The following is a 20,950-nucleotide window of genomic DNA, read 5'->3' on the forward strand; positions in this document are numbered from 1 at the left end:
TTAATTTAGAACAAAGACTCTAAATGCTTGAACAATGGGCTTTGCGCAATGCTTTCACTGATCAACTCAACGGCATAGTGCTGCGGCACGGGCGGCAACGGTTTGCCCGGCTTACACACGCCTGGCGCACGGAAGCGTGGCGGCTGGGTTTTGGATGGCGGCGGAGTCGCAGCCTGATGCAGCGGCTCATTCAGCAACTGGCTTGGCCGCACTAGCGTGATATCGGCTGGCAATGTCGGCAGCATCTGCTGCAAGACGCGCACCGTCGTCGGATGCGGATGACCAATCGCAATGGCATAACCATCGCGCTGCGCAAGTTTCACCGCGCGGGTAAACTGCGCGCGGATTGAAGCCTCATCCTGACTATCATCAAGGAACACGCGGCGTTTCAGGACGTTAACGTTGGTACCTTGCGCGGCTGGGATCGACTGACTATTGCCAATCGTCATGCTATCGAGAAAGTAATAGTTGTAGTGATTGAGCACCTGCATCACTTTCTGCATGCCGGGCAGGCTGGAGGTCATTTTGCTGCCCATATGGTTATTCAGGCCAACCGCAAAAGGCACTTTGCCGCTGGCTTCTCGAATAATCCGCTCGATTTCCGTGCTGCTCATCTCGGGCGTCAGCGTGTCTTTTTCCAGCGGCTGTTTGCTGAGCGGCGCCATCGGCAGGTGGATCAGCACTTCGCGACCACCCTGATGCGCTTTGGTGGCCATCTCACGCGCATGGGGCGCATTCGGCAGGACCGCAACGGAAATCGCGGTGGGCATCTGCAGCACTTTATTCTCTTCTTTTGGCCGATAACCAAAGTCATCGATCACGATGGAGAGTTTTCCCGCATGGGCGGAAAGTGACAGAAACAGGCCGCACAGGGCGGCCGAGAGCTTAGAGGGTTGAAACAAAACTTATCTTCCTAACCACGGTAGTGGATTGACAGCCTGTCCCTGGCGTCGGATTTCAAAGTAGAGCGAAGGCGTGCCGCGGCCGCCGCTGGTGCCCACAAGGGCGATAGGCTGTCCTGCCTTCACCTGAGCACCCACGCTCACCAGTGCGCTTTGGTTGTAGCCATAAAGGCTCATATCACCTTTACCGTGTTCCAGAACGACAACCAGACCATAGCCTTGCAGCCAGTCGGCCATCAATACGCGTCCATCAGCGATGGCTTTCACTTCGGTACCTTCTGGCGCATCGACCACCAGACCTTTCCAGCGCAATTCGCCCTGCATTGATTCACCGAAGCGATGTTCAATACGTCCCCGAACCGGCCAAACCGCTTGCCCGCCGGGCTTGCCTAATCCGCCGGTACGCGCCATCAACTCGCGCTCACTCTGCGTTGGCTGATAACTTGATCCTTTGGCTTTCGCCTGCGCCTGACGCTGACGCACTTTTTCCGCCTCGCGCGCTTCACGTTCCGCACGTTCGCGTGCTTCACGCTCTGCCTTGGCGATTTTGCTTTGCAGGCGGCTTTCATTCTCACGCATTTCAACCAGGTCCGCCTGATCTTTCTCCAGCGAACTTTCCAGTATGGTGAGCGTTTTCTTACGCGCCGCGCTGGCGACTTCCAGCTTGCTTTGCTGCGTCTGCTGCTGGGCCAACAACGATTTTTGCTGCTCCTGTTTGCCCTGCAATGATTGACGCTGTTCCGCTAATTGCTGCTGGGTTTGTTTGAGGTCGTCGATGTTTTTCTGGCGTGCGGCGTTGAGATAGCCGAAATAGGCAAGAATACGCTCACTGCGCTGGGCTTCTTCGCCTCCGAGCAGCAACTGCAGACCATTATGCTGTCCCTGACGGAAGGCGGCATCAAGCTGTTGTGCCAGCAGTTTTTCCTGCTGTGCTTGCTGCTTTTCCAGCCGCGAGATAGAAGAGGTGACCTGCGCGATTTCACCCTCGAGCGTGCTGAGGCTGTTACGCGTTTCGCGCAGCTGACGGCTGGCCTGTGCAATCACTTTTTCCTGGCTTTGCAGCTGATCCAACAACTTACTGCGCTGCACTTTCTGCGCTTTAACGCTCTTTTCTTTCTCGGCAATGTCCTGCTGAATGGACTTCAACTGCGTTTTACTGTCGTCCGCACTGTGAGCGGCGGCAGGAAGTAATAATGTGCCCGCCAGAAGCAGACTCAGGGAGATTTCGGACCAGCGAAACGACAACGGAAGCGCAGTGCCGTTGTAACGGGTCCTTGTGTGTGTAACGGTCGCTTTTCCCTTCATAGTCGATAATTATTCCACGATGAACAGCCGCTTACCAGTTAGCCCGGCCGGGTTTTACTTTACTAAAAATGTCTGTACCGAGCTTACCGGCATAAACTTTGTCTTAATTTTGGGATTAGAACACTTTTTTTGGAAAATGACGCACAAATCGTAACTCTGTCCCCTTAGCGACTGTACATGCGAAGTGGCGCAGGTATACTCAGAACCCTTGTTTTAGCTTATCAGCCCGGTTTGGAGTCGTTACCCCTCATGCAAGAAATTATGCAGTTTGCAAGCAATCACCCCATCCTCAGTCTGGCATGGGTCGCTTTACTCGTTCTCGTGATTGTGACCACCGTTAAAGGTATGTTCTCTAAAGTAAAAACTATCAGCCGTGGTGAAGCTACCCACCTGATAAACAAAGAGGACGCGGTGGTGGTAGACGTGCGTTCACGTGACGATTACCGCAAAGGACACATTTCTGGGGCTATCAACGTAGCGGCAGCAGACATCAAAAAAGAGAGCTTTGGCGAGCTGGAAAAGCACAAGTCACAGCACATAATTGTAGTTTGCGCGACCGGTCAAAGTGCGGGTGAATCTGCAGCGAAATTGAGCGCAGCGGGTTTTGAAAAAGTCTCTGTACTGAAAGATGGCGTGAGCGGCTGGAGTGGTGAAAATCTGCCACTGGTGCGCGGTAAATAACTTCTCAGAGGTAACCGTATGGCGAATGTAGAGATCTACACCAAAGTCACTTGTCCTTATTGCCACCGTGCAAAGGCGTTGTTGGATCAGAAAGGCGTGTCGTTCCAGGAGATTCCCATTGACGGGAACGCGGCGAAACGTGAAGAGATGATTCAACGCAGCGGCCGCACTACGGTGCCACAGATTTTTATTGATGCGCAGCACATTGGCGGCTGTGACGATCTTTACGCGCTGGATGGGCGTCAGGGACTTGATCCTTTACTCCAGGCATAACTTTTCGGTCAGACAATTTTAACTCACAGGATTTAGTCACATGTCAGAGCAAAGCAGCAGCGAAATGCAGTTCCAGATTCAACGTGTTTACACCAAAGATGTTTCTTACGAAGCGCCAAACGCACCGCAGGTTTTCCAGAAAGAGTGGGAACCGGAAGTGAAGCTGGATCTGGACACCGCCTCTTCTCAGTTAGCTGATGGCGTTTTTGAAGTCGTTCTGCGCGTTACCGTAACGGCAACCGTTGGCGAAGAAACCGCATTCCTGTGTGAAGTACAGCAAGCGGGCATTTTCACCATTAGCGGTATCGAAGGCACGCAGATGGCGCATTGCCTCGGCGCGTACTGCCCAAACATTCTGTTCCCGTATGCACGCGAATGCGTAACCAGCCTTGTGTCTCGTGGTACTTTCCCGCAGCTCAACCTGGCGCCAGTGAACTTTGATGCGCTGTTCATGAACTATCTGCAGCAGCAAGGTGAAGGCGAAGCGCCACATCAGGATGCCTGATGACTACACTCAACGCTTCAATTAGCGTCATCGGTGCCGGCTCGTACGGCACCGCATTGGCCATCACGCTGGCCCGCAACGGCCATCCGGTTCTGCTCTGGGGCCACAATCCTCAAAGCGTGGCGCAGCTGCAAGCTGACCGCTGTAATGCTGCTTTCCTGCCCGATGTCCCTTTCCCTGATAATCTCGTTCCTGAAGCCGATCTGGCAACCGTGGTTAACGCCAGTCGCGATCTGCTGGTCGTCGTGCCGAGCCATGTATTTGGCGACGTGCTGACGCAGCTTAAGCCGCATTTGCGTGCCGATTCGCGGATTGTCTGGGCGACTAAGGGGCTGGAAAAAGAGACCGGCCGGTTGCTGCAGGATGTGGCGCGTGAAATCCTCGGCGATGCGATTCCACTCGCGGTGATTTCCGGACCCACCTTTGCCAAAGAGCTGGCAGCCGGCATGCCAACGGCCATCGCACTGGCATCCACCGATGCGGAGTTCGCTGAAGACCTGCAGCAGAAGCTGCACTGCGGCAAAAGTTTCCGCGTCTACAACAATCAGGATTTCATCGGCGTGCAGTTAGGCGGCGCGGTGAAGAACGTGATTGCGATTGGTGCGGGGATTTCTGACGGCATTGGCTTTGGTGCCAACGCGCGTACCGCCTTGATCACTCGCGGCCTGACGGAAATGAGCCGTCTTGGCGCAGCGCTGGGCGCCGATGCCACCACCTTTATGGGCATGGCCGGTTTAGGCGATCTGGTGCTGACCTGTACCGATAATCAGTCGCGCAACCGTCGTTTCGGCATGATGCTGGGGCAAGGCGAGAGCGTAGACGAGGCGCAACGCATTATCGGACAAGTTGTAGAAGGCTACAGAAACACCAAAGAAGTCAAAGCATTGGCCGCGCGCGTCGGCGTAGAAATGCCGATTACCGAGCAGATTTATCAGGTGCTCTATTGCGGAAAATCAGCGCGAGAGGCAGCATTGACCTTACTTGGCCGTGCAAGGAAGGACGAAAACAGCCAAAGCTAAAGCAGGATGCGCCAGCGTCACCACCTGTAGCGCCCCATCAGGCGCTTTTTTTATCGGGAGCAAACAGCAATGTCGTCTGAAGAGTTAGAACTGGTCTGGAACCATATCAAAGCCGAAGCCAGAGCCCTGGCCGACTGTGAACCGATGCTGGCCAGCTTTTACCATGCGACACTGCTCAAACACGAAAACCTCGGCAGCGCGCTCAGCTACATGCTCGCTAACAAGCTGGCGAACCCGATCATGCCCGCTATCGCTATTCGCGAAATCGTGGAAGAAGCCTATCGTGAAGACCCGGAGATGATTGTCTCTGCGGCCTACGATATTCAGGCTGTACGCCAGCGCGATCCCGCCGTTGATAAATACTCTACGCCGCTGCTTTACCTCAAAGGTTTCCACGCCTTGCAGGCCTATCGCATCGGCCATTGGCTGTGGAAAGAGGGCCGCCGCGCGCTGGCTGTCTATCTGCAGAACGAAATCTCCGTCTCATTTGCCGTGGATATTCACCCGGCGGCACGCATTGGTCGCGGCATCATGCTTGATCATGCTACCGGCATTGTCATCGGCGAAACGGCAATCATTGAAAATGATGTTTCAATTCTGCAATCGGTGACGCTCGGCGGTACTGGTAAAACCAGCGGCGATCGCCATCCGAAGATCCGTGAAGGTGTGATGATTGGCGCCGGTGCCAAGATTCTGGGCAACATTGAAGTGGGTCGCGGCGCAAAAATCGGAGCCGGTTCAGTTGTCCTGCAGCCTGTACCGCCGCATACCACGGCGGCCGGCGTACCAGCGCGCATTGTCGGTAAACCGGCCAGCGATAAACCGTCGATGGATATGGATCAGCACTTCAACGGCGCAGGCTTTGAGTACGGCGACGGCATCTAGCCTTTGATCAGTGCGCCAGCATAATCGAGTTGGCGCCACGCTTCATACACCACCACTGATACTGCATTAGACAGGTTCATGCTGCGGCTCTCCGCCATCATCGGAATGCGGATTTTCTGCTCAGCGGGCAGCGCGCTGAGAATTTCTGCGGGTAAACCGCGACTCTCCGGACCAAACACCAAATAATCACCCTTCTGATAGCTCACCGCGCTGTGCGCAGGCGTTCCTTTGGTGGTGAGGGCGAACATGCGCTGTGGCGTTTCTGTTGCCAGAAACTCTGCGTAATTGGCGTGTTTTTTTAAGGCGGTATATTCGTGGTAATCCAGCCCGGCGCGGCGCAGGCGCTTGTCATCCCAGGCAAAGCCCAGCGGTTCAATCAGGTGTAACTGGAAACCGGTATTTGCGCACAAGCGAATGATGTTGCCGGTATTTGGCGGAATTTCAGGTTCAAATAAGACAATGTTTAGCATAAGGCCCCCAGAAACGAGGGCCGAAGCATAACAAATTATTGACGGGCGGAGTACAGCGGCAGCCATAGCGTGAGGCGTAAACCGCCGAGCGGGCTGTCATCCGCTTTAACCCAGCCGCGATGCTGCTGGATGGCGGTTTCGACAATCGCCAGGCCTAATCCGGTGCCGCCTGACTCACGATCGCGCGCCTCATCGGTCCGGTAGAACGGACGGAAAATCTGCTCGCGATCTTCTGGGCTGACTCCTGGACCATCATCATCGACATGAATGGTGATGCCCGCAATATCCACCGAGAAGCTGACGCTGATGTGCGAATTCGAATAGCGCAGCGCATTACGCACGATATTTTCCAGCGCACTCTCCAACGCATGGGGATTACCGTACAGCGGCCACGGGCCAGGCGGATAGGGCACTTCCATCAGTTTGCCCATCTGCTCGGCTTCAAATTTGGCATCTTCCAGCACGCCATTCCAAAGCTGATTGGCCTTCATCGCTTCGCTAACCAGTGCGTTATTGTGCTGCGTTCGCGACAGCACCAGCAGATCGTTAATCATGCCATCCAGACGCTGCGCTTCCGTTTCGATGCGCTGCAGCTCTTTGCCTTCACCGTTACGGCGACGCAGGAGCGCGGTTGCCAGCTGCAAGCGAGTTAACGGCGTACGCAATTCATGGCTGATATCGGATAGCAGACGCTGTTGCGCCGTCATCATGCGTTCGAGCGCGCTCACCATTTGGTTGAAACTGGAACCCGCAGCCAGAAACTCTTGCGGCCCCGATTCCAGTTCCGGATGCTGGCGCAAATTGCCGCTTGCCACTTCATCCGCCGCATATTTAAGTTTGCGCGCGGGGCGCGCCAGGCTCCAGGCCAGCCACAGCAGCAGCGGCGAGCTGATCAGCATCGTGACAATCAGCAGCAGTAGCGGGCGGTCAAACAGCAGATTAACGAAATCGAGCTGCGAGCTGGTGGCAGGACGAATCAGGTAAAGCTGATAGTTGTCTTCGCCATCGCGGACCGCGAAAGGTCCAACCATCTCCACGCGACCATACTTTTTCTTTTGTGGGTGGTCGGCGTTATCCGACTGCCCAATAAAGTTGCGGATGATCTGCATTTCATTGTGCTGAGCGCCAATCACCCGGCCTTCGCTGGTCACTAATAATAAACGCTGACCGGGCGGCGCCCATTTGTCGATGGAGCGGAACAGGCGACGCCACCACATTAAGTCGTTCGGTGGATCCTGAGACAGCTCCGCTTCAACGTGCTGTTCAATCATGGTGCCCTGACGCTGCTCGCTTTCCAGTAACGCGGTCATCTGGCGCGAATCGAGTTTAGGCACCATGAGAACCAGCATCAACACCAACGCTAGCGTGAGCCAGAAGATGGCGAAGATGCGAGTGGTTAAACTTCCAATCATGATGCCGAAACCATCAGATAGCCGCGTCCGCGTAGGGTTTTAAACCACGGATGACCATCACGACGTTCCGGCAATTTACGACGCAGGTTAGAAATGTGCATATCGATAGCGCGGTCAAACGGTGTCAGACGTTTGCCCAGCACTTCCTGACTAAGGTGCTCACGCGATACTACCTGACCCAGATGCTGTGCCAGCAAATAGAGCAGGGTGAACTCGGTGCCGGTGAGATCCAAAGTTTCGCTGTCGAAGCTGGCTTCCTGACGACCCGGATTCAGGCGCAGGCAGTCGACTTCCAGCGTTGGTGAGCTGTTATCGTGCTGCTGTTGCTGCTCGCTCCAGTTTGAACGGCGCAGAATGGCACGAATACGCGCTACCAGTTCACGATCGTTAAACGGTTTAGGCAGATAGTCATCTGCGCCCAGTTCAAGGCCCAGAACGCGGTCCAGTTCGCTGCCACGTGCAGTCAGCATAATGACCGGAGTTTGGTGCTGTTGGCGTAGTTCTTTCAAAGTGTCGATACCGTTCTTCTTCGGCATCATCACATCAAGCAATAGCAAGTCCACGGTGTTGTCTAGCAGGTTAAGCGCCTGCTCACCATCGCTTGCCACAATGACTTCAAAACCTTCCATCTCAAGCAATTCTTTAAGCAGCGAAGTTAATTCGCGGTCGTCATCAACCAACAGGATTTTATTCATTTTTTATTGCCCTCCGCAGGCAAAATACCGTGTTCCTTGACTTGCAATCCAACGCTTTACGTACTTTTACACCCCCTGACGGATGTTTGCAGCCACCGCCGTACACTGGCTCTCGTTGAATCGCAAAACGGAACGAACTGGGAGTTAACGATGCGCTACTTAACCGCCGTCGTCATTGCCTCAGCGATGGTTCTCAGTCACGCCAGCGCCGAAGCAGCAGACACGACGACGATTGACGAGATGCATCCGAACAGCGGATTGACGACAGGCAGTATGACGCAAAATCCGCAAAGCTACATGTTCGATGGCATTGAGCTGACTGAACAACAGCGGCAACAGATGCGAGACCTGATGCAGCAAGCGCGACACGAACGCCCAACAATCAGCGTTCAAGATATAGAAACTATGCATGACCTTGTCATTGCAGACAAATTTAACGAATCGGCTATCCGACAGCAGGCAGAGAAACAAGCCCGCGCAGCGGTAGAACAGCAAGTCGAGATGGCTCGGGTTCGTAATCAGATGTATCACCTGCTAACGCCTGCACAGCAAGCGACATTGCAGAAAAATTATGAGCGACGATTAGCTGAAGTTCGTCGGCTCTCAGGATTGCAGCCATCATCACCGCTGCAAGCAGTGAGTAGTACCAGCAGTAACCAGTAACATAGTATCCCTGTTTTCCTTGCCATAGACACCATCCCTGTCTTCCCCCGCATGATGCGGGGGTTTTTTTTGCCTGTCATTTCTCTCTAACATCATTGCCTTAAAATTCAATCACGCAGCACACTTATGCCGATGATAAACTTTAGCCATCTTGAGACCTAAAGGCCGCACCTATGAAGCGTGCGATCCGACGAGGCATAGCATGGATTCTTCCTATGCAAAGTTAGTTAATCGGGCGGCGCTGGCGGCAACTACGCTGGCGACATTGCTGTTAATCGTAAAAATTTTCGCCTGGTGGCATACCGGTTCAGTCAGTATGTTGGCGGCGTTAGTAGATTCATTGGTGGATATCGCCGCTTCACTCACCAATTTGCTGGTGGTGCGCTATTCACTGCAGCCGGCCGATGACGATCACACCTTCGGCCACGGTAAAGCCGAATCTCTGGCCGCGCTGGCGCAAAGCATGTTTATCTCCGGCTCGGCGCTGTTTCTGTTTCTCACCGGCATTCAGCATCTGGCCTCGCCCGAAACCTTACATGCGCCGCTGGTGGGTATTGTGGTGACGGTGATTGCGCTGTTTTCAACCCTGACGTTGGTTGCCTTCCAGCGCTGGGTGGTGCGACGCACGCGCAGCCAGGCGATTCGCGCAGACATGCTGCACTATCAATCTGACGTGGTGATGAACGGCGCAATATTGGTCGCTCTCGGTTTGAGCAGCTATGGTTTTGTACGGGCGGATGCGTTGTTCGCGCTCGGCATCGGCGTTTACATTCTCTATAACGCGTTGCGGATGGGTTATGACGCGGTACAGGCGCTGTTGGATCGTGTTTTGCCCGAGCATGAAACGCAGGAGATTATCAACGTGGTGACCAACTGGCCGGGCGTACGTGGCGCGCATGCATTACGCACGCGACAATCGGGCCCCACGCGTTTTATCCAGCTGCATCTGGAGATGGAAGATCAGCTGCCGCTGGTGCAGGCCCATCAGGTGGCCGATCAAATTGAGCAGGCGTTACTCAAGAGGTTTCCCGGCTCAGACGTCATCATCCATCAAGATCCCTGTTCTGTTGTGCCGAGCAATCAACATGGATTTTTTCAAGGTTAGCGACTTAAAATCATGCAATTACACAAAAAAAGTGACGTAACGCTAACAACTCTGTAAAAAATTAGCGAAAACTTGTCTGACCTGAATCAATTCAGCATCAAGCGTTTGATATACTATTTTGCAACTATTAAGCCATGCGATCGCGAGCTGGTCCACGCCGGACACATGGCAGGAATAATCCTTAGTTTTTGAACAATCCAGAGGTTGTCATGATCAAAAAAATCGGAGTACTGACCAGCGGCGGCGACGCCCCAGGCATGAACGCAGCCATTCGCGGAGTTGTACGTTCCGCGCTGAGTGAAGGACTGGAAGTTTTTGGTATTTACGACGGCTATCTGGGATTGTACGAAGATCGCATGATCAACCTTGACCGCTACAGCGTGTCAGACATGATCAACCGCGGCGGCACCTTCCTCGGTTCCGCCCGCTTCCCAGAATTTCGCAACGATGAAGTGCGCCAGACCGCGATTGATAACATGAAAAAGCGTGGTATTGATGCGCTGGTGGTTATCGGCGGTGATGGTTCCTACATGGGTGCTAAGCGCCTGACTGAAATGGGCTTCCCGTGCATCGGCCTGCCTGGCACCATTGATAACGACGTAGCAGGTACTGATTACACCATCGGTTATTTCACTGCGCTGGAAACCGTGGTTGAAGCGATTGACCGCCTGCGTGACACCTCATCTTCCCACCAGCGTATCTCCATCGTGGAAGTGATGGGCCGTTACTGCGGCGATTTAACCCTGGCGGCAGCGATTGCCGGTGGTTGCGAGTTCATCGTGCTACCTGAAATCCCGTATACCCGCGAAGAGCTGGTTGCTGAAATCAAAGCCGGCATTGCCAAAGGTAAAAAGCACGCCATCGTGGCGATCACCGAGCACATCTGCGATATCGACGATCTGGCGCACTTCATCGAAGCTGAAACTAAACGCGAAACCCGCGCTACCGTTCTCGGTCACATTCAGCGTGGCGGCGCACCTTGTGCCTATGACCGCATTCTGGCCTCGCGCATGGGCTCCTACTCCATCGAGCTGCTGCTACAAGGCTACGGCGGACGCTGCGTCGGTATTCAGAACGAAAAGATGGTGCATCACGACATCATCGATGCGATTGAAAATATGAAGCGTCCATTCAAACGCGACTGGCTGGATACCGCGAAAAAACTCTACTGATTATTCAGCATCAAGGCGCGACGTGATTCGCGCCTTTTTTATGCCTGCTCATATTCCGTGGGGTTATAACAGCTTATTTTTAATTCTTTAATCCGTGGATAAGTTTGTGTCAGTCTTGTTCTATAACGACCTCGGGAGAGCAAGCAATGAATAAGTGGAGTATTGGTGTCACCCTGTTACTGGCTTCAACCAGTGTTCTGGCAAAGGATATTCAGCTGTTAAACGTCTCTTACGATCCAACCCGTGAGCTGTACGAGCAGTACAACAAAGCGTTTAGCGCGCATTACAAGCAGGAAACCGGCGACAACGTGGTGATTCGCCAGTCGCACGGCGGTTCAGGTAAACAAGCAACCTCAGTGATCAATGGCATCCGAGCTGATGTGGTTACGCTGGCGCTGCAATCTGATGTCGATGCTATTGCTGACCGTGGTCGTATCAATAAAGACTGGATTAAACGCCTGCCGGACAACTCCGCACCCTACACCTCAACCATCGTGTTCCTGGTGCGCAAAGGCAACCCGAAAGGCATTCATGATTGGCCAGATCTGATCAAACCGGGCGTTTCCGTCATCACGCCAAACCCGAAAACGTCAGGCGGCGCGCGCTGGAATTATCTGGCTGCATGGGGCTGGGCGCTGGATCAAAACAACGGCGATCAAGCCAAAGCGCTGGCTTACGTGAAATCGCTGTTTAAGAACGTAGAAGTGCAGGATTCCGGCGCACGTGGTGCCACTAACACCTTCGTGGAACGCGGCATTGGCGATGTGCTGATAGCGTGGGAAAACGAAGCCTATCTGGCGGTAAATAAGCTGGGTAAAGACAAGTTTGAGATCGTCACCCCAAGCGAATCGATTCTGGCGGAGCCAACGGTTTCGGTAGTGGATAAAGTGGTCGACGAGCAGGGCACCCGCAAAGTAGCCGAAGATTACCTCAAGTATCTCTACTCGCCGGAAGGTCAGACTATCGCGGCGGAAAATTTCTATCGTCCACGTGATAAAGCCGTTGCGGAGAAATTTGCCAATAAATTCGCTCCGGTAAAACTGTTCACTATCGACAATAAATTTGGTGGCTGGACGCAAGCCCAGAAAACCCACTTCGCCGATGGTGGCAGCTACGACCAGGTGATGAAGCCATAACGTACATCGTCAGGTCGCCATTTATGGCGACCTTTTTACATACCATTACGCCTCTTGCGTCGCCAACCGCCGACCGGCACGCTGCGCCACCAGCGGCAACAATGCCTGACGTACCAGATAGCCATCTGGATCCAGCCCCCAACCTAACGCAGCAGCGGCATCGACAATCGCTTTATCCCATTCCAGTTTTTTCCGTCCGTCACCCGCAGTGGTAATCACCACTTCACACGCATGATCGGATGCCTGATAGCGACGCCAGCTGCCTGCCGGCACGGAAATTACCGAACGCTCCGGCGCGGTCATCGTCACTTCTTCACCATCACGATTGAAGGTCACAGTAAGCGTGCCCTTAAACACCATGAGTACTTGCACCTGTGCGCAGCGATGCGTACCCATTTCACCCGCTTGTGGCAAAGCCAGCCACTCTACCGAGAAGCCGTGTGGCGTGTTGATGGGCGGAGCGGCCTGACGATCCTGATTAATGCCATAGCCGATGACGGGCGCCATACGCGCACCGTGACCCGGCAACATGGCATCCAGTAGCGCGTGATCGCTCCAGGCGCGCTGCTCACCGGTGACGGCAAACTGCGCCATCTGCTCGGGCGTAAAATGCTGTAGCTGCGCCATCTCCGCCTCGGGCAGCGGCGGCATACGCTCTGCAACCGGCGGGATCGCCGCGCCGGTTGAGGTATCGATCAGCATGTTATTGGGGCTGAGATAGAGTCCATATTCCGCCGCCGCCGACATCACATCGGGATGCCAGATAATGCCGCCGGTGTTATCGCCGCCCAGCACGGTAAATACCCAGCCATCGGTATCGGTAGCCGACACATTGGTGAAGCCACGGAAAATCCAGGTGGGCAGGCTGACAATCGCCGGAGCGTCGAGCTCCAGCGACTCTTCGCCTTTATTCCCCCAGCGGAAACGCCAGCGGCCTTCATGGATCAGGAAGACTTCGGCAGTGAAATGCAGATGCAGATTATTGGTCACGCCTTTTGGCATCGCCGCCGCGCCAATATTAAAACCGTGCGCTTCAGGAATATTGATCACCTGCTCAGACGACTGCGTCACGCCCGGCCCGATAAATGAGTAATTCTGCTTGAGATGCGAACCCGGCAGTTTGCAGTCGATAAACGCCAGATTGCACGACACCATATCTTGCGGCGCGATCAGGCGCGCACGTGCTGCTGTAGCGGACAATGTTTGCTGTTTCATCTTCTTCTCCTCAATAACCCGAACCAGAACGAACAGGCAACGCCTCACCGCGCGCGGTGGCGACAGCGTGGCGTGCGGCATGCGTTAGCTGCATCACATCATTGGCGGGGGTCACCAACTGAAAGCCCTGTGCGATGCGCTGTGCGGCGGCTTCTCCGCTGGTACAAAAAATACCGGCCAGTTTGTGGCCGGCGCGGGTGCGGCTCAGCACCCGTTCAATGGCATTTAACATCTCAGGATGCTGCGATTCGGCGCTGGCCTGGCCGGTGAGCGTAAGAGACAGATCGTTGGGGCCGATAAACACGCCGTCCAATCCCTCGACGTCGAGAATGGCATCAAGATTGGCCAACCCCGCGCGTGTTTCAATCATCGCCAGCGTCAGAATTTGCTGGTTAGCATGCTGCGGATAATCTTTGCCGCCATACAGCAGCGCACGCGCTGGACCAAACGAGCGCGAACCTTGCGGCGCATAGCGGCAGGCATCGACAAACTGCTGCGCTTCGGCGGCATCGTTGATCATCGGGCAGATAATGCCGTAGGCGCCGGCATCCAGCATGCGCATAATCTGCGCCGGCTCGTTGTGCGAGACGCGCACCAGCGGCGTCGCGGGTGTGGAGGATAGCGCCTGCAACATGCTGAGCGCGGCGGCGAAATCGATCAGGCCATGTTGCAGGTCAACGGTGACGGCATCAAAGCCCTGATGTCCGGCAATCTCGGCGCTGTAGCTGCTGGGGATCGCCAGCCAGCCGTTAATAATCGGTTCACGGCGTTGTTTTAAAGGGTTGATACGCATAATTCACTCCTCTTAATCCAGGTTTGCAGCGCGCGGGCACAGGCTTGCGGCTGCTCCAGCAGCAGAAAGTGTCCGCACTGTTCAAGCGTGATGTGGCGTGCGGCGGGAGCCGCTTTGACAAGCAGGTGATGGTGTTCGGGGGTGCAGATGGCGTCGCTGTCGCCGTTGAGGATCAACAGCGGTGCCTGCAGCGCCGGTAAGGTATGCCGTAAATCGCGACGTTGTATGGCGATGGCGGTCTGTTGACGAAAGCGCTCAACGCTGCTGCGTTCTGCCATCGTCACCAGCGCGCCAAGCAGCTCGCGATCCGCCAGCCGCGATGCATGCACATAGCGCGGCCAGAGTTGCTCAATCACCGATCGCATACCGTTTTTCGCAGCCCGATCAAGCAAGGCAATACGTCCCGCAGCGTTGACCGGCGCATCCGCCAACGGATTCACCGCCAGCAGCGCGAGGCCCGCGATGCGTTGCGCGGCTTGCGCCTGCATCTCCATCGCCACCAGCGCACCCAGCGAGAATCCCACCAGTAAAAAGCGCGCCGGCAAGTCAGTCAGCAGTTGCGCCGCGAGCTGTTCGGCGCTGTCAGCACCGCTCATCTCGGGAATGATCATCGGCTGCGGCGGTAGATGGCGGCAAAGCGGTTGCCACAACGCGCCGTCGCACAAGGTACCGCCCAGTAACACCAAAGGCAGTGACATGATTAGCCCTCCGCCACAGGACGGGCATTCACCATCCGCATCACATGGCGCACCAGCAGCAGCGACAGCAATGAAATAATGCCAATCACCATAAAGCCCTGTTGCATCGCGAAGTAATATTTGATGTAGCCGACCAGCACCGGGCCAAAGAAAATCCCAGCGGAGTAGATGCTTTGATATAGCCCAACGCGAGTGGATTGCTGCCAGGCGGGCGTGCGGGTGACGATCAGCGAATTCAGCACGGTGGAGATCATGCCGAAGGCACAGCCCGCCAGCGCCTGCAAGCCATACAGCAGCCAGATATTGGGCGCGTAAGGCATGGCTATCGCTACGGCCCCTTGCAGCACGCCGCCGATAATTGCCGTGTTGCGTAAGCCCAGCAGGCGATAGAAGAAGGGCGCGCACAGCGCGGTGGCCAGCGCATAGAAGAACAGATGGATGCCGCTTAGCGTCGCCAGCGAAGCGGCCGCCATGCCAAAGCCTTCTGCCAGTAGCGGCGTCAGCGTGTCGCGCGTGGCAAATGGCACCATCATCACCAGTGCACAGAGTCCGCCGAGATACCACACCGAAGGATCACGCAGCTGAGTGCGAACCGCAGAGAGACGTTGCGCCGTGGGCATCGCTTCCGGGCGTTTTTCACGGATAAAGAACGTCAGCAAAAAAGCCAGCAGCGCGGCAGCGGACGCCACCAAAAAGCTCGATTCGGCACCGAAATGACGGGCAATAAATCCTGCCACCGAAATCCCGATAAAAGTGCCTACCGGCGAGGTGACGCTCAGCATGGCGATCGCGGCGGCGGCTTCCAGCGGCGGGAAGTAAGCCACGAACATCACGTTATACACCACCCACGTCGCGCTGGTGACGCCATCGGCGAGCTTGGCGATAAACAGTGTTTCCGGTGTCGGCCAAAGGTAAACCACCGGCCAGGCGATAAGCGTAAACAACAAGCCAATCTGGATAATGCGTTTGCGGCGGCGAAAGCGGTCCGACAGAATGCCGGTCGGAAAACGCAGCAGCATCGAGGCCAATCCGGTCGCACCGATGATGATTCCCATCACGCGCGCCTCGACATTCAGCGACATGATGTAGGGGGCGAGAAACGGATCAAAGGCGTGAATGCTGATAAAAAACAGCAAGCTAATAATGAAAAACAGCAGCACATCACGACGCAATAACGCTTTCATAATGAGTTCCTCAATAAGCCGTCCAGCCGCCATCCACCTTCAGCGCGCTGCCGGTGACCAACGCTGCGGCCGGTGATGCCAGAAACACCACCGGCCCCATCACATCTTCCAGCGTGCCAAGACGACCAATCTGAATGCGGCGCAGCGTCTGCTGGCGAAACGCTTCATCTGCCAGCGAGGCCTGCGACAGTTCGGTTTCGATAAAGGTGGGGCACAAGGTGTTGATGCGAATGCCGTCGCGTCCCAGCTCCAGCGCCATGGCACGCGTCAGCCCTTCCAGCGCCGCTTTTGATGCGCAGTAGACGCTGCGCTGCGGGCCGCCGACGTGCGCCATCTGCGAAGAGAGATGGATAATGCTGCCGCCGTGTCTGGCGGCCTGCATACCGGCTGCGACCTGCTGCGACAGGAAAAACGTGGCGCGCAGGTTGACGTCCATCACCGCATCAAAGTTGGCTTCGCTGACCTCGCTAAACGGCTGATGGCGCGCCAGCCCGGCGCTGTTGACCAGCACATGAAAGCTCGGCAAATCGTGCAGTGTCTGGCGCACCGCGCGCGTGTTGCAGACGTCGAGCGGCAGCGGATGCAATGTCAGGCCGGCGCTCGCCGCCTGCTGCACGGCGTGCGCCAGGCGATCGGCGTCGCGCGCGGCAATCCACACCTGCGCTCCGGCGTCGGCCAGCGCGATAGCGGCGGCAAAACCGATACCGCGCGAGCCGCCGGTCACCAGCGCGCGCTGTCCATCCAGGCGAAATGAAGGGGTAGTCGGAACCATGCGCGCCTCCTTATTTCACCGTAACCGGCGCGGGTGCGGCGTAGGCCACTTCCTGCTGGCCGTAGCGGCGCACGCGGATGTTGGCCTGTTCGGCATGACCGGCAAAGCCCTCCAGCAGCGCCAGACGCGAGCAGTAAGCGCCGATTTCTGCCGAAGCCGCATCGCTGGTGACGCGCTGCCAGGTGCAGGTTTTCATAAATTTGCCCACCCACAAGCCGCCGGTATAACGCGATGCACCCAGCGTGGGCAGCGTATGGTTGGTGCCGATCACCTTGTCGCCATAAGCCACATTGGTACGCGGCCCGAGAAACAGCGCGCCGTAATTGCGCATGTTCTGGTGATACCAGTCATCGCGATCGGTCATCACCTGCACGTGTTCAGAAGCGATGCGGTTGGCTTCTGCCAGCATCTCATCGTGATCGGCACAGAGAATGATTTCGCCATAATCGTGCCAGGCTTGTTGCGCCACATCGGCGGTAGGCAGTTGCAGCAACAGCTGGTGGATATAGCGCTCGGTCTCCTGCGCCAGCTGGCGCGAGCAGGTCAGCAGAATCGCGGGTGAGGTGGGGCCATGTTCCGCCTGGCCGAGCAGATCGGTTGCGCAGAGTTCACCGTCAACGCTGTCATCGGCGATCACCAGCGTTTCGGTCGGGCCAGCGAACAGGTCGATGCCAACGCGACCAAATAGCTGGCGTTTGGCTTCGGCCACCCACGCGTTGCCCGGCCCGACTAACATATCGACCGGCGCAATCCGCTCAGTACCAATCGCCATGGCGCCCACCGCCTGAATGCCGCCGAGCGCATAGATCTCGTCGGCGCCGGCCATCGACTGCGCCGCAACAATGGCTGCAGCCGGTTTACCGTGAAACGGCGGGGCGCAGCTCACGATGCGATCGCAGCCTGCGACTTTGGCGGTAATGATCGACATATGCGCCGAAGCCAGCAGCGGATATTTGCCGCCCGGCACGTAACAGCCGACATTGCTGATGGGAATGTTGCGATGGCCAAGTATCACGCCCGGACGCGTTTCAATCGCTAAATCGGTCAGGCAATTTTTTTGCGCCTGAGCGAAGTTATGCACCTGCTCCTGAGCGAATTCGATGTCGCGAATATCTTGTTTGGTCAGCTGTTGCAGGCAGGCATTGATCTCCTGCGGCGTTAAGCGAAAATCATCGCGGGCAAAGCCATCGAACTTAATCGAGAGTTCGCGCACCGCGTCATCGCCGCGCGCTTCAATTTGCGCCAGCACTGCTTCCACATCGCTGCGAACGCGCTGTTGCTGCTGTTGGCGTTCTGCTTTCGCTGCCGCCTGTTTTAACCAGATTGCCATGCTCTTTTCCTCATCATTGATTGCTGTTAATCAGGTTTGCATACGTATGCAAAGAGCGTAAAGAGGCTGAAAGGGGAAAAAATGAAAAGTGAGAATGTGCGCAGTTTTTTCAAATTGCAGGCAGCAGAAAGCCCCGCAGAACGGGGATTAACATGATGAATTTTCTGGTTTTACAGTCGCTCTATCGCCAAAGCGAGCGCCAGCAATGCTTCTTCATCAGGCGCTGGATAGAGCAGTTCCAGCCCCAGCGGCAAACCGTTAGCTAGTTGACCAAACGGCAACGTTACGGCGGGTAAGCCGCTGATGGCCGCCAGCTCCGGCGCCCAGCCCGGCGGCATCTTCTCCAGTGAAATCGGAGTGCGCTGGCTGGTGGGATAAATCAGCGCCTCCAGCCGCTGATCCTGCATCTGCTGTTGCAGTTGCTGACGCAAATGGCGTTGAAAACGGCGTTGCTCGTGCCATGCGGCACACACCAGCTCGCTGCGCGTGAGGTGTAATTGCAGCAGTTCATCGAACTCGGCGAGATGCTCGCCTCGTGCCAGCAGATCCGAAAGAGAAGCAGGCGCATGGTCCATTTTGCTTAGCCAGCGGGACATCGCCGGATGGAATTCGCGCAGGCTGAGACAAGGTTCCTGCGCCACGCGCGATGATAGCGGTAACCGCAGCGGAATCAGTGTGGCGCCCGCCCGCCGCAGACGAGAGAAAGCCTGTGCTAATGCCTGACGTTGCGCGTCATCATCGCCTGGCAGATCGCTAACCATGCCCAGCCGCACACCCCGCAAGGTTCGCTGCGCTAGCGGGCGCACCGGCAGCCCATGCGTTACCTGATGCAGCAGCGCCGCATCAGCCACGCACCATGTCATCGGCCCAACGGTGTCTTTGCTGAGCGAAAGCGGCGCGACGCCGCGCAGCTGGCGGCGGCGAAATGCCGGACGCAGTCCCACCAGACCGGTCCATGCCGCGGGAATGCGGATCGATCCGCCAGTATCGCTGCCGAGTGCCGCATCCGCCATACCGGCCACCACCGCCGCTGCGCTGCCGCCGCTTGAGCCACCGGCGGTCAGCTGTGGATTCAGGGGATTGCGCACATCGCCGCCGAGCGAACTGCGCGAACGTACGTCAAAGGCGAACTCAGACAGATTCGCTTTGGCGAGAATCAGCGCACCCGCAGTTCTCAGGCGTGCAATTACGCGCGCATCTTCACGTGGCTGTGCTTCGGCCAGCGCCCGGCAGCCGAGCGTGGTAGCCATGCCGACGCAATCAATATTATCTTTTATCACCAGCGGAATGCCGTGCAGCACGCCAACCGGCGCGCCGCTACGCCATAAGCGATCGCAGCGCTGTGCCTCTTTCATCACCTGGGGATTAATACTGATAATCGCGTTGAGCGCGCGACCTGCGTTGATAGCGGCTAAGCGGCGTTCAACCTCTTCCGCACTGTTGCGCTGCGGTTGCAGGCGCGCGGCACTCATTTCACCGCATCCTGCGACAGCATGCCGCTCGCTTTACGTGCCGCTGGCGGCAACTGACGCTGCTGCACCCGTTTTGCCGCTAGCGGTGTTAACACGCCAGCGATCAGACACAAGCCACCAATCACCCAATAACCCGCGTAGACATTGACGTGTTGCAACAACACGCCCATCAGCACCGGGCCGAAAAACATGCCGCACGAATAGATGGTTTGAAACAGCCCCATCCGGGTGGTTTGTTCATGTTCCGAAGTGTTAACCACGCTTAAGGACATAAACACGGCAAACGCCATGCCAAAGGAAAAACCGGCCAGACCTTGCCACAGGTAAATCAGCCACATGTTGCTGGTCAAGGGGACGAAAATTGACGAGATGATTTGTAATCCGATGCCCACCAGCGCGGTGTTAACCAAGCCCAGCCGCTGATAAAACACGGAACTGCACAATGCCACGGCCACACCATAAAACAACAAGTGGATATTACTCAGCACTGCCAGCGTGCCCGCCTTGGCACCTAACTGCTGAGCGTATATGGGTGTGAGCGTGTCGCGAGTGGCAAACGGGACCAAAATCACCACCGTCGCCAGCAGCCCAATAAACCAAATTGAGCGGTCCGCTAGCTGGCGTTTAGCGCTGTCGATACAGGCTTTGAGGTGCGGCGCTTTGTGGCTATCTTCCTCTTCACGAACGCGCAGGCTGAGAAGCAGCGCCAGGCAACCGGCAATCGCTGGCACAAAAAACGCCTGCGTACTGCCCAGCCATAAGGCAACGGCACCGCAAATGGCATTGCTAATAAATACGCCAATCGGCCCGGCCAATGCCAACAGCGCCACTGCAGCCGGCGCGTCATCACGAGGAAAATAGCGGATGAAAATGATGTTGTAGAGCACCCAACTCGCGGCAGCGATGCCGCAGGCCAGCTTGGCCAGCCAGAATGTCAGCGCAGCGGGGAACATCCACGCCAGCGGCCAGGCAATCACCGGCAGCAGCAGGGCGAACTGCATAAACACTTTGCGATTTTTCATCACGTCAGAGATGACGCTGAGCGGAAAACGGATACACAGCGACGCAAAACCAGAGGCGCCCATGATCATGCCGATGGTTTGCGGTTCAATGCCTAATCTCACCATGTAAGGCGCCATGAAGGCATCGAAGCCGTGAATGCAGATAAAAAACAGCACGCTCATGGTGAAAAACGTCAACAGCTCGGGACGGCTAAACAGTGCTCGAAACATGTTAAACCTCTTATCAACACAGATAAGTGAC

Annotated in this window: 22 protein-coding genes; 9 read left to right on the forward strand and 13 right to left on the reverse strand. The window is 56.1% G+C overall.

The window, feature by feature from the left end; all coding sequences use genetic code 11:
- Nucleotides 1-5: 5 nt before the first annotated feature.
- Both K5Y33_RS22455 and envC read right to left on the reverse strand, forming a co-directional pair.
- A complete protein-coding gene (locus tag K5Y33_RS22455) occupies nt 6-902 on the reverse strand; it encodes a divergent polysaccharide deacetylase family protein (RefSeq protein ID WP_222235141.1) in 897 nt (298 codons plus the stop codon).
- Nucleotides 903-905: 3 nt separating this feature from the next.
- Nucleotides 906-2,207, reverse strand: a complete 1,302-nt coding sequence (gene envC / locus K5Y33_RS22460; protein ID WP_222235142.1) for a murein hydrolase activator EnvC — start codon at nt 2,205-2,207, stop codon at nt 906-908.
- Between the two features lie 249 nt (nt 2,208-2,456).
- On the opposite strand from envC, the gene K5Y33_RS22465 reads away from it, so the two are divergent.
- The 5 genes from K5Y33_RS22465 to cysE all read left to right on the forward strand — a co-directional run bounded on the left by K5Y33_RS22465 (nt 2,457) and on the right by cysE (nt 5,570).
- Entirely contained in the window at nt 2,457-2,888 is a 432-nt protein-coding gene (locus K5Y33_RS22465) for a rhodanese-like domain-containing protein (protein ID WP_008109709.1), read from the forward strand.
- Nucleotides 2,889-2,906: 18 nt separating this feature from the next.
- Nucleotides 2,907-3,161, forward strand: coding sequence for a glutaredoxin 3 (grxC, locus tag K5Y33_RS22470; protein ID WP_007885328.1), 255 nt, complete (start codon nt 2,907-2,909; stop codon nt 3,159-3,161).
- A gap of 40 nt (nt 3,162-3,201) precedes the next feature.
- A complete protein-coding gene (gene secB / locus K5Y33_RS22475; protein WP_101760668.1) occupies nt 3,202-3,666 on the forward strand; it encodes a protein-export chaperone SecB in 465 nt (154 codons plus the stop codon).
- Complete coding sequence (gene gpsA, locus K5Y33_RS22480) at nt 3,666-4,685, forward strand: NAD(P)H-dependent glycerol-3-phosphate dehydrogenase (RefSeq protein ID WP_101760667.1); 1,020 nt, start codon at nt 3,666-3,668, stop codon at nt 4,683-4,685. Before secB ends, gpsA begins: the two co-directional genes overlap by 1 nt.
- A gap of 69 nt (nt 4,686-4,754) precedes the next feature.
- Nucleotides 4,755-5,570 (forward strand): serine O-acetyltransferase, encoded by an 816-nt coding sequence (gene cysE / locus K5Y33_RS22485; RefSeq protein WP_222235143.1) that lies wholly within the window; start codon nt 4,755-4,757, stop codon nt 5,568-5,570.
- On the opposite strand, the gene trmL is transcribed toward cysE, so the two are convergent.
- Genes trmL through cpxR form a run of 3 tightly spaced genes read right to left on the reverse strand, consistent with a single transcriptional unit; the run spans nt 5,567 to nt 8,147 of the window.
- A complete protein-coding gene (gene trmL, locus K5Y33_RS22490) occupies nt 5,567-6,040 on the reverse strand; it encodes a tRNA (uridine(34)/cytosine(34)/5-carboxymethylaminomethyluridine(34)-2'-O)-methyltransferase TrmL (protein WP_137386765.1) in 474 nt (157 codons plus the stop codon). The two genes, cysE and trmL, sit on opposite strands and share 4 nt — an antisense overlap.
- A gap of 35 nt (nt 6,041-6,075) precedes the next feature.
- The gene (cpxA, locus tag K5Y33_RS22495) at nt 6,076-7,452 is read right to left on the reverse strand and encodes an envelope stress sensor histidine kinase CpxA (RefSeq protein WP_101760665.1); all 1,377 of its coding nucleotides are present in this window, start codon (nt 7,450-7,452) and stop codon (nt 6,076-6,078) included.
- The gene (gene cpxR / locus K5Y33_RS22500) at nt 7,449-8,147 is read right to left on the reverse strand and encodes an envelope stress response regulator transcription factor CpxR (RefSeq protein WP_007885339.1); all 699 of its coding nucleotides are present in this window, start codon (nt 8,145-8,147) and stop codon (nt 7,449-7,451) included. Before cpxR ends, cpxA begins: the two co-directional genes overlap by 4 nt.
- 150 nt (nt 8,148-8,297) lie before the next feature.
- Here cpxR and cpxP point away from each other — a divergent pair, with 150 nt between their 5' ends.
- From cpxP to K5Y33_RS22520, 4 genes are all read left to right on the forward strand, one after another.
- On the forward strand, nt 8,298-8,810 hold the full coding sequence (cpxP, locus tag K5Y33_RS22505; RefSeq protein WP_101760664.1) for a cell-envelope stress modulator CpxP: 513 nt from the start codon (nt 8,298-8,300) through the stop codon (nt 8,808-8,810).
- A 202-nt stretch (nt 8,811-9,012) separates the two neighbouring features.
- Entirely contained in the window at nt 9,013-9,915 is a 903-nt protein-coding gene (gene fieF / locus K5Y33_RS22510; RefSeq protein ID WP_110868197.1) for a CDF family cation-efflux transporter FieF, read from the forward strand.
- A gap of 209 nt (nt 9,916-10,124) precedes the next feature.
- Nucleotides 10,125-11,087 (forward strand): 6-phosphofructokinase, encoded by a 963-nt coding sequence (gene pfkA / locus K5Y33_RS22515; RefSeq protein WP_101760662.1) that lies wholly within the window; start codon nt 10,125-10,127, stop codon nt 11,085-11,087.
- 146 nt (nt 11,088-11,233) lie between these two features.
- Complete coding sequence (locus K5Y33_RS22520) at nt 11,234-12,223, forward strand: sulfate ABC transporter substrate-binding protein (RefSeq protein WP_101760661.1); 990 nt, start codon at nt 11,234-11,236, stop codon at nt 12,221-12,223.
- 45 nt (nt 12,224-12,268) lie between these two features.
- Here K5Y33_RS22520 and K5Y33_RS22525 read toward each other — a convergent pair whose 3' ends face one another.
- The 8 genes from K5Y33_RS22525 to K5Y33_RS22560 form a co-directional block, all read right to left on the reverse strand.
- On the reverse strand, nt 12,269-13,438 hold the full coding sequence (locus K5Y33_RS22525) for a cupin (protein WP_222235144.1): 1,170 nt from the start codon (nt 13,436-13,438) through the stop codon (nt 12,269-12,271).
- Between the two features lie 10 nt (nt 13,439-13,448).
- Nucleotides 13,449-14,231 (reverse strand): HpcH/HpaI aldolase/citrate lyase family protein, encoded by a 783-nt coding sequence (locus K5Y33_RS22530; RefSeq protein ID WP_101760659.1) that lies wholly within the window; start codon nt 14,229-14,231, stop codon nt 13,449-13,451.
- On the reverse strand, nt 14,213-14,929 hold the full coding sequence (locus tag K5Y33_RS22535; RefSeq protein WP_222235145.1) for an alpha/beta fold hydrolase: 717 nt from the start codon (nt 14,927-14,929) through the stop codon (nt 14,213-14,215). Before K5Y33_RS22535 ends, K5Y33_RS22530 begins: the two co-directional genes overlap by 19 nt.
- Before the next feature lie 2 nt (nt 14,930-14,931).
- Entirely contained in the window at nt 14,932-16,113 is a 1,182-nt protein-coding gene (locus K5Y33_RS22540) for an MFS transporter (protein WP_158238591.1), read from the reverse strand.
- 10 nt (nt 16,114-16,123) lie between these two features.
- Nucleotides 16,124-16,885: an SDR family NAD(P)-dependent oxidoreductase gene (locus tag K5Y33_RS22545; RefSeq protein WP_222186079.1), complete on the reverse strand. Its 762-nt coding sequence runs from the start codon at nt 16,883-16,885 to the stop codon at nt 16,124-16,126.
- Nucleotides 16,886-16,895: 10 nt separating this feature from the next.
- Entirely contained in the window at nt 16,896-18,215 is a 1,320-nt protein-coding gene (hisD, locus tag K5Y33_RS22550; protein ID WP_101760655.1) for a histidinol dehydrogenase, read from the reverse strand.
- Nucleotides 18,216-18,385: 170 nt separating this feature from the next.
- Nucleotides 18,386-19,687 (reverse strand): amidase, encoded by a 1,302-nt coding sequence (locus tag K5Y33_RS22555; RefSeq protein WP_222235146.1) that lies wholly within the window; start codon nt 19,685-19,687, stop codon nt 18,386-18,388.
- Complete coding sequence (locus K5Y33_RS22560; protein ID WP_222235147.1) at nt 19,684-20,919, reverse strand: MFS transporter; 1,236 nt, start codon at nt 20,917-20,919, stop codon at nt 19,684-19,686. Before K5Y33_RS22560 ends, K5Y33_RS22555 begins: the two co-directional genes overlap by 4 nt.
- Between the last annotated feature and the right edge of the window lie 31 nt (nt 20,920-20,950).

The sequence above is a fragment of the Pantoea sp. DY-17 genome (assembly GCF_019795975.1).
Taxonomy (GTDB): domain Bacteria; phylum Pseudomonadota; class Gammaproteobacteria; order Enterobacterales; family Enterobacteriaceae; genus Pantoea; species Pantoea leporis.

What these genes read in the sequence shown, in the direction of transcription:
- envC (WP_222235142.1), bottom strand. Translation starts at nt 2,207, where the DNA reads ATGAAGGGAAAAGCGACCGTTACACACACAAGGACCCGTTACAACGGC.
- K5Y33_RS22465 (WP_008109709.1), top strand. Translation starts at nt 2,457, where the DNA reads ATGCAAGAAATTATGCAGTTTGCAAGCAATCACCCCATCCTCAGTCTG.
- grxC (WP_007885328.1), top strand. Translation starts at nt 2,907, where the DNA reads ATGGCGAATGTAGAGATCTACACCAAAGTCACTTGTCCTTATTGCCAC.
- secB (WP_101760668.1), top strand. Translation starts at nt 3,202, where the DNA reads ATGTCAGAGCAAAGCAGCAGCGAAATGCAGTTCCAGATTCAACGTGTT.
- gpsA (WP_101760667.1), top strand. Translation starts at nt 3,666, where the DNA reads ATGACTACACTCAACGCTTCAATTAGCGTCATCGGTGCCGGCTCGTAC.
- cysE (WP_222235143.1), top strand. Translation starts at nt 4,755, where the DNA reads ATGTCGTCTGAAGAGTTAGAACTGGTCTGGAACCATATCAAAGCCGAA.
- trmL (WP_137386765.1), bottom strand. Translation starts at nt 6,040, where the DNA reads ATGCTAAACATTGTCTTATTTGAACCTGAAATTCCGCCAAATACCGGC.
- cpxA (WP_101760665.1), bottom strand. Translation starts at nt 7,452, where the DNA reads ATGATTGGAAGTTTAACCACTCGCATCTTCGCCATCTTCTGGCTCACG.
- cpxR (WP_007885339.1), bottom strand. Translation starts at nt 8,147, where the DNA reads ATGAATAAAATCCTGTTGGTTGATGACGACCGCGAATTAACTTCGCTG.
- cpxP (WP_101760664.1), top strand. Translation starts at nt 8,298, where the DNA reads ATGCGCTACTTAACCGCCGTCGTCATTGCCTCAGCGATGGTTCTCAGT.
- fieF (WP_110868197.1), top strand. Translation starts at nt 9,013, where the DNA reads ATGGATTCTTCCTATGCAAAGTTAGTTAATCGGGCGGCGCTGGCGGCA.
- pfkA (WP_101760662.1), top strand. Translation starts at nt 10,125, where the DNA reads ATGATCAAAAAAATCGGAGTACTGACCAGCGGCGGCGACGCCCCAGGC.
- K5Y33_RS22520 (WP_101760661.1), top strand. Translation starts at nt 11,234, where the DNA reads ATGAATAAGTGGAGTATTGGTGTCACCCTGTTACTGGCTTCAACCAGT.
- K5Y33_RS22525 (WP_222235144.1), bottom strand. Translation starts at nt 13,438, where the DNA reads ATGAAACAGCAAACATTGTCCGCTACAGCAGCACGTGCGCGCCTGATC.
- K5Y33_RS22530 (WP_101760659.1), bottom strand. Translation starts at nt 14,231, where the DNA reads ATGCGTATCAACCCTTTAAAACAACGCCGTGAACCGATTATTAACGGC.
- K5Y33_RS22535 (WP_222235145.1), bottom strand. Translation starts at nt 14,929, where the DNA reads ATGTCACTGCCTTTGGTGTTACTGGGCGGTACCTTGTGCGACGGCGCG.
- K5Y33_RS22540 (WP_158238591.1), bottom strand. Translation starts at nt 16,113, where the DNA reads ATGAAAGCGTTATTGCGTCGTGATGTGCTGCTGTTTTTCATTATTAGC.
- K5Y33_RS22545 (WP_222186079.1), bottom strand. Translation starts at nt 16,885, where the DNA reads ATGGTTCCGACTACCCCTTCATTTCGCCTGGATGGACAGCGCGCGCTG.
- hisD (WP_101760655.1), bottom strand. Translation starts at nt 18,215, where the DNA reads ATGGCAATCTGGTTAAAACAGGCGGCAGCGAAAGCAGAACGCCAACAG.
- K5Y33_RS22555 (WP_222235146.1), bottom strand. Translation starts at nt 19,687, where the DNA reads ATGAGTGCCGCGCGCCTGCAACCGCAGCGCAACAGTGCGGAAGAGGTT.
- K5Y33_RS22560 (WP_222235147.1), bottom strand. Translation starts at nt 20,919, where the DNA reads ATGTTTCGAGCACTGTTTAGCCGTCCCGAGCTGTTGACGTTTTTCACC.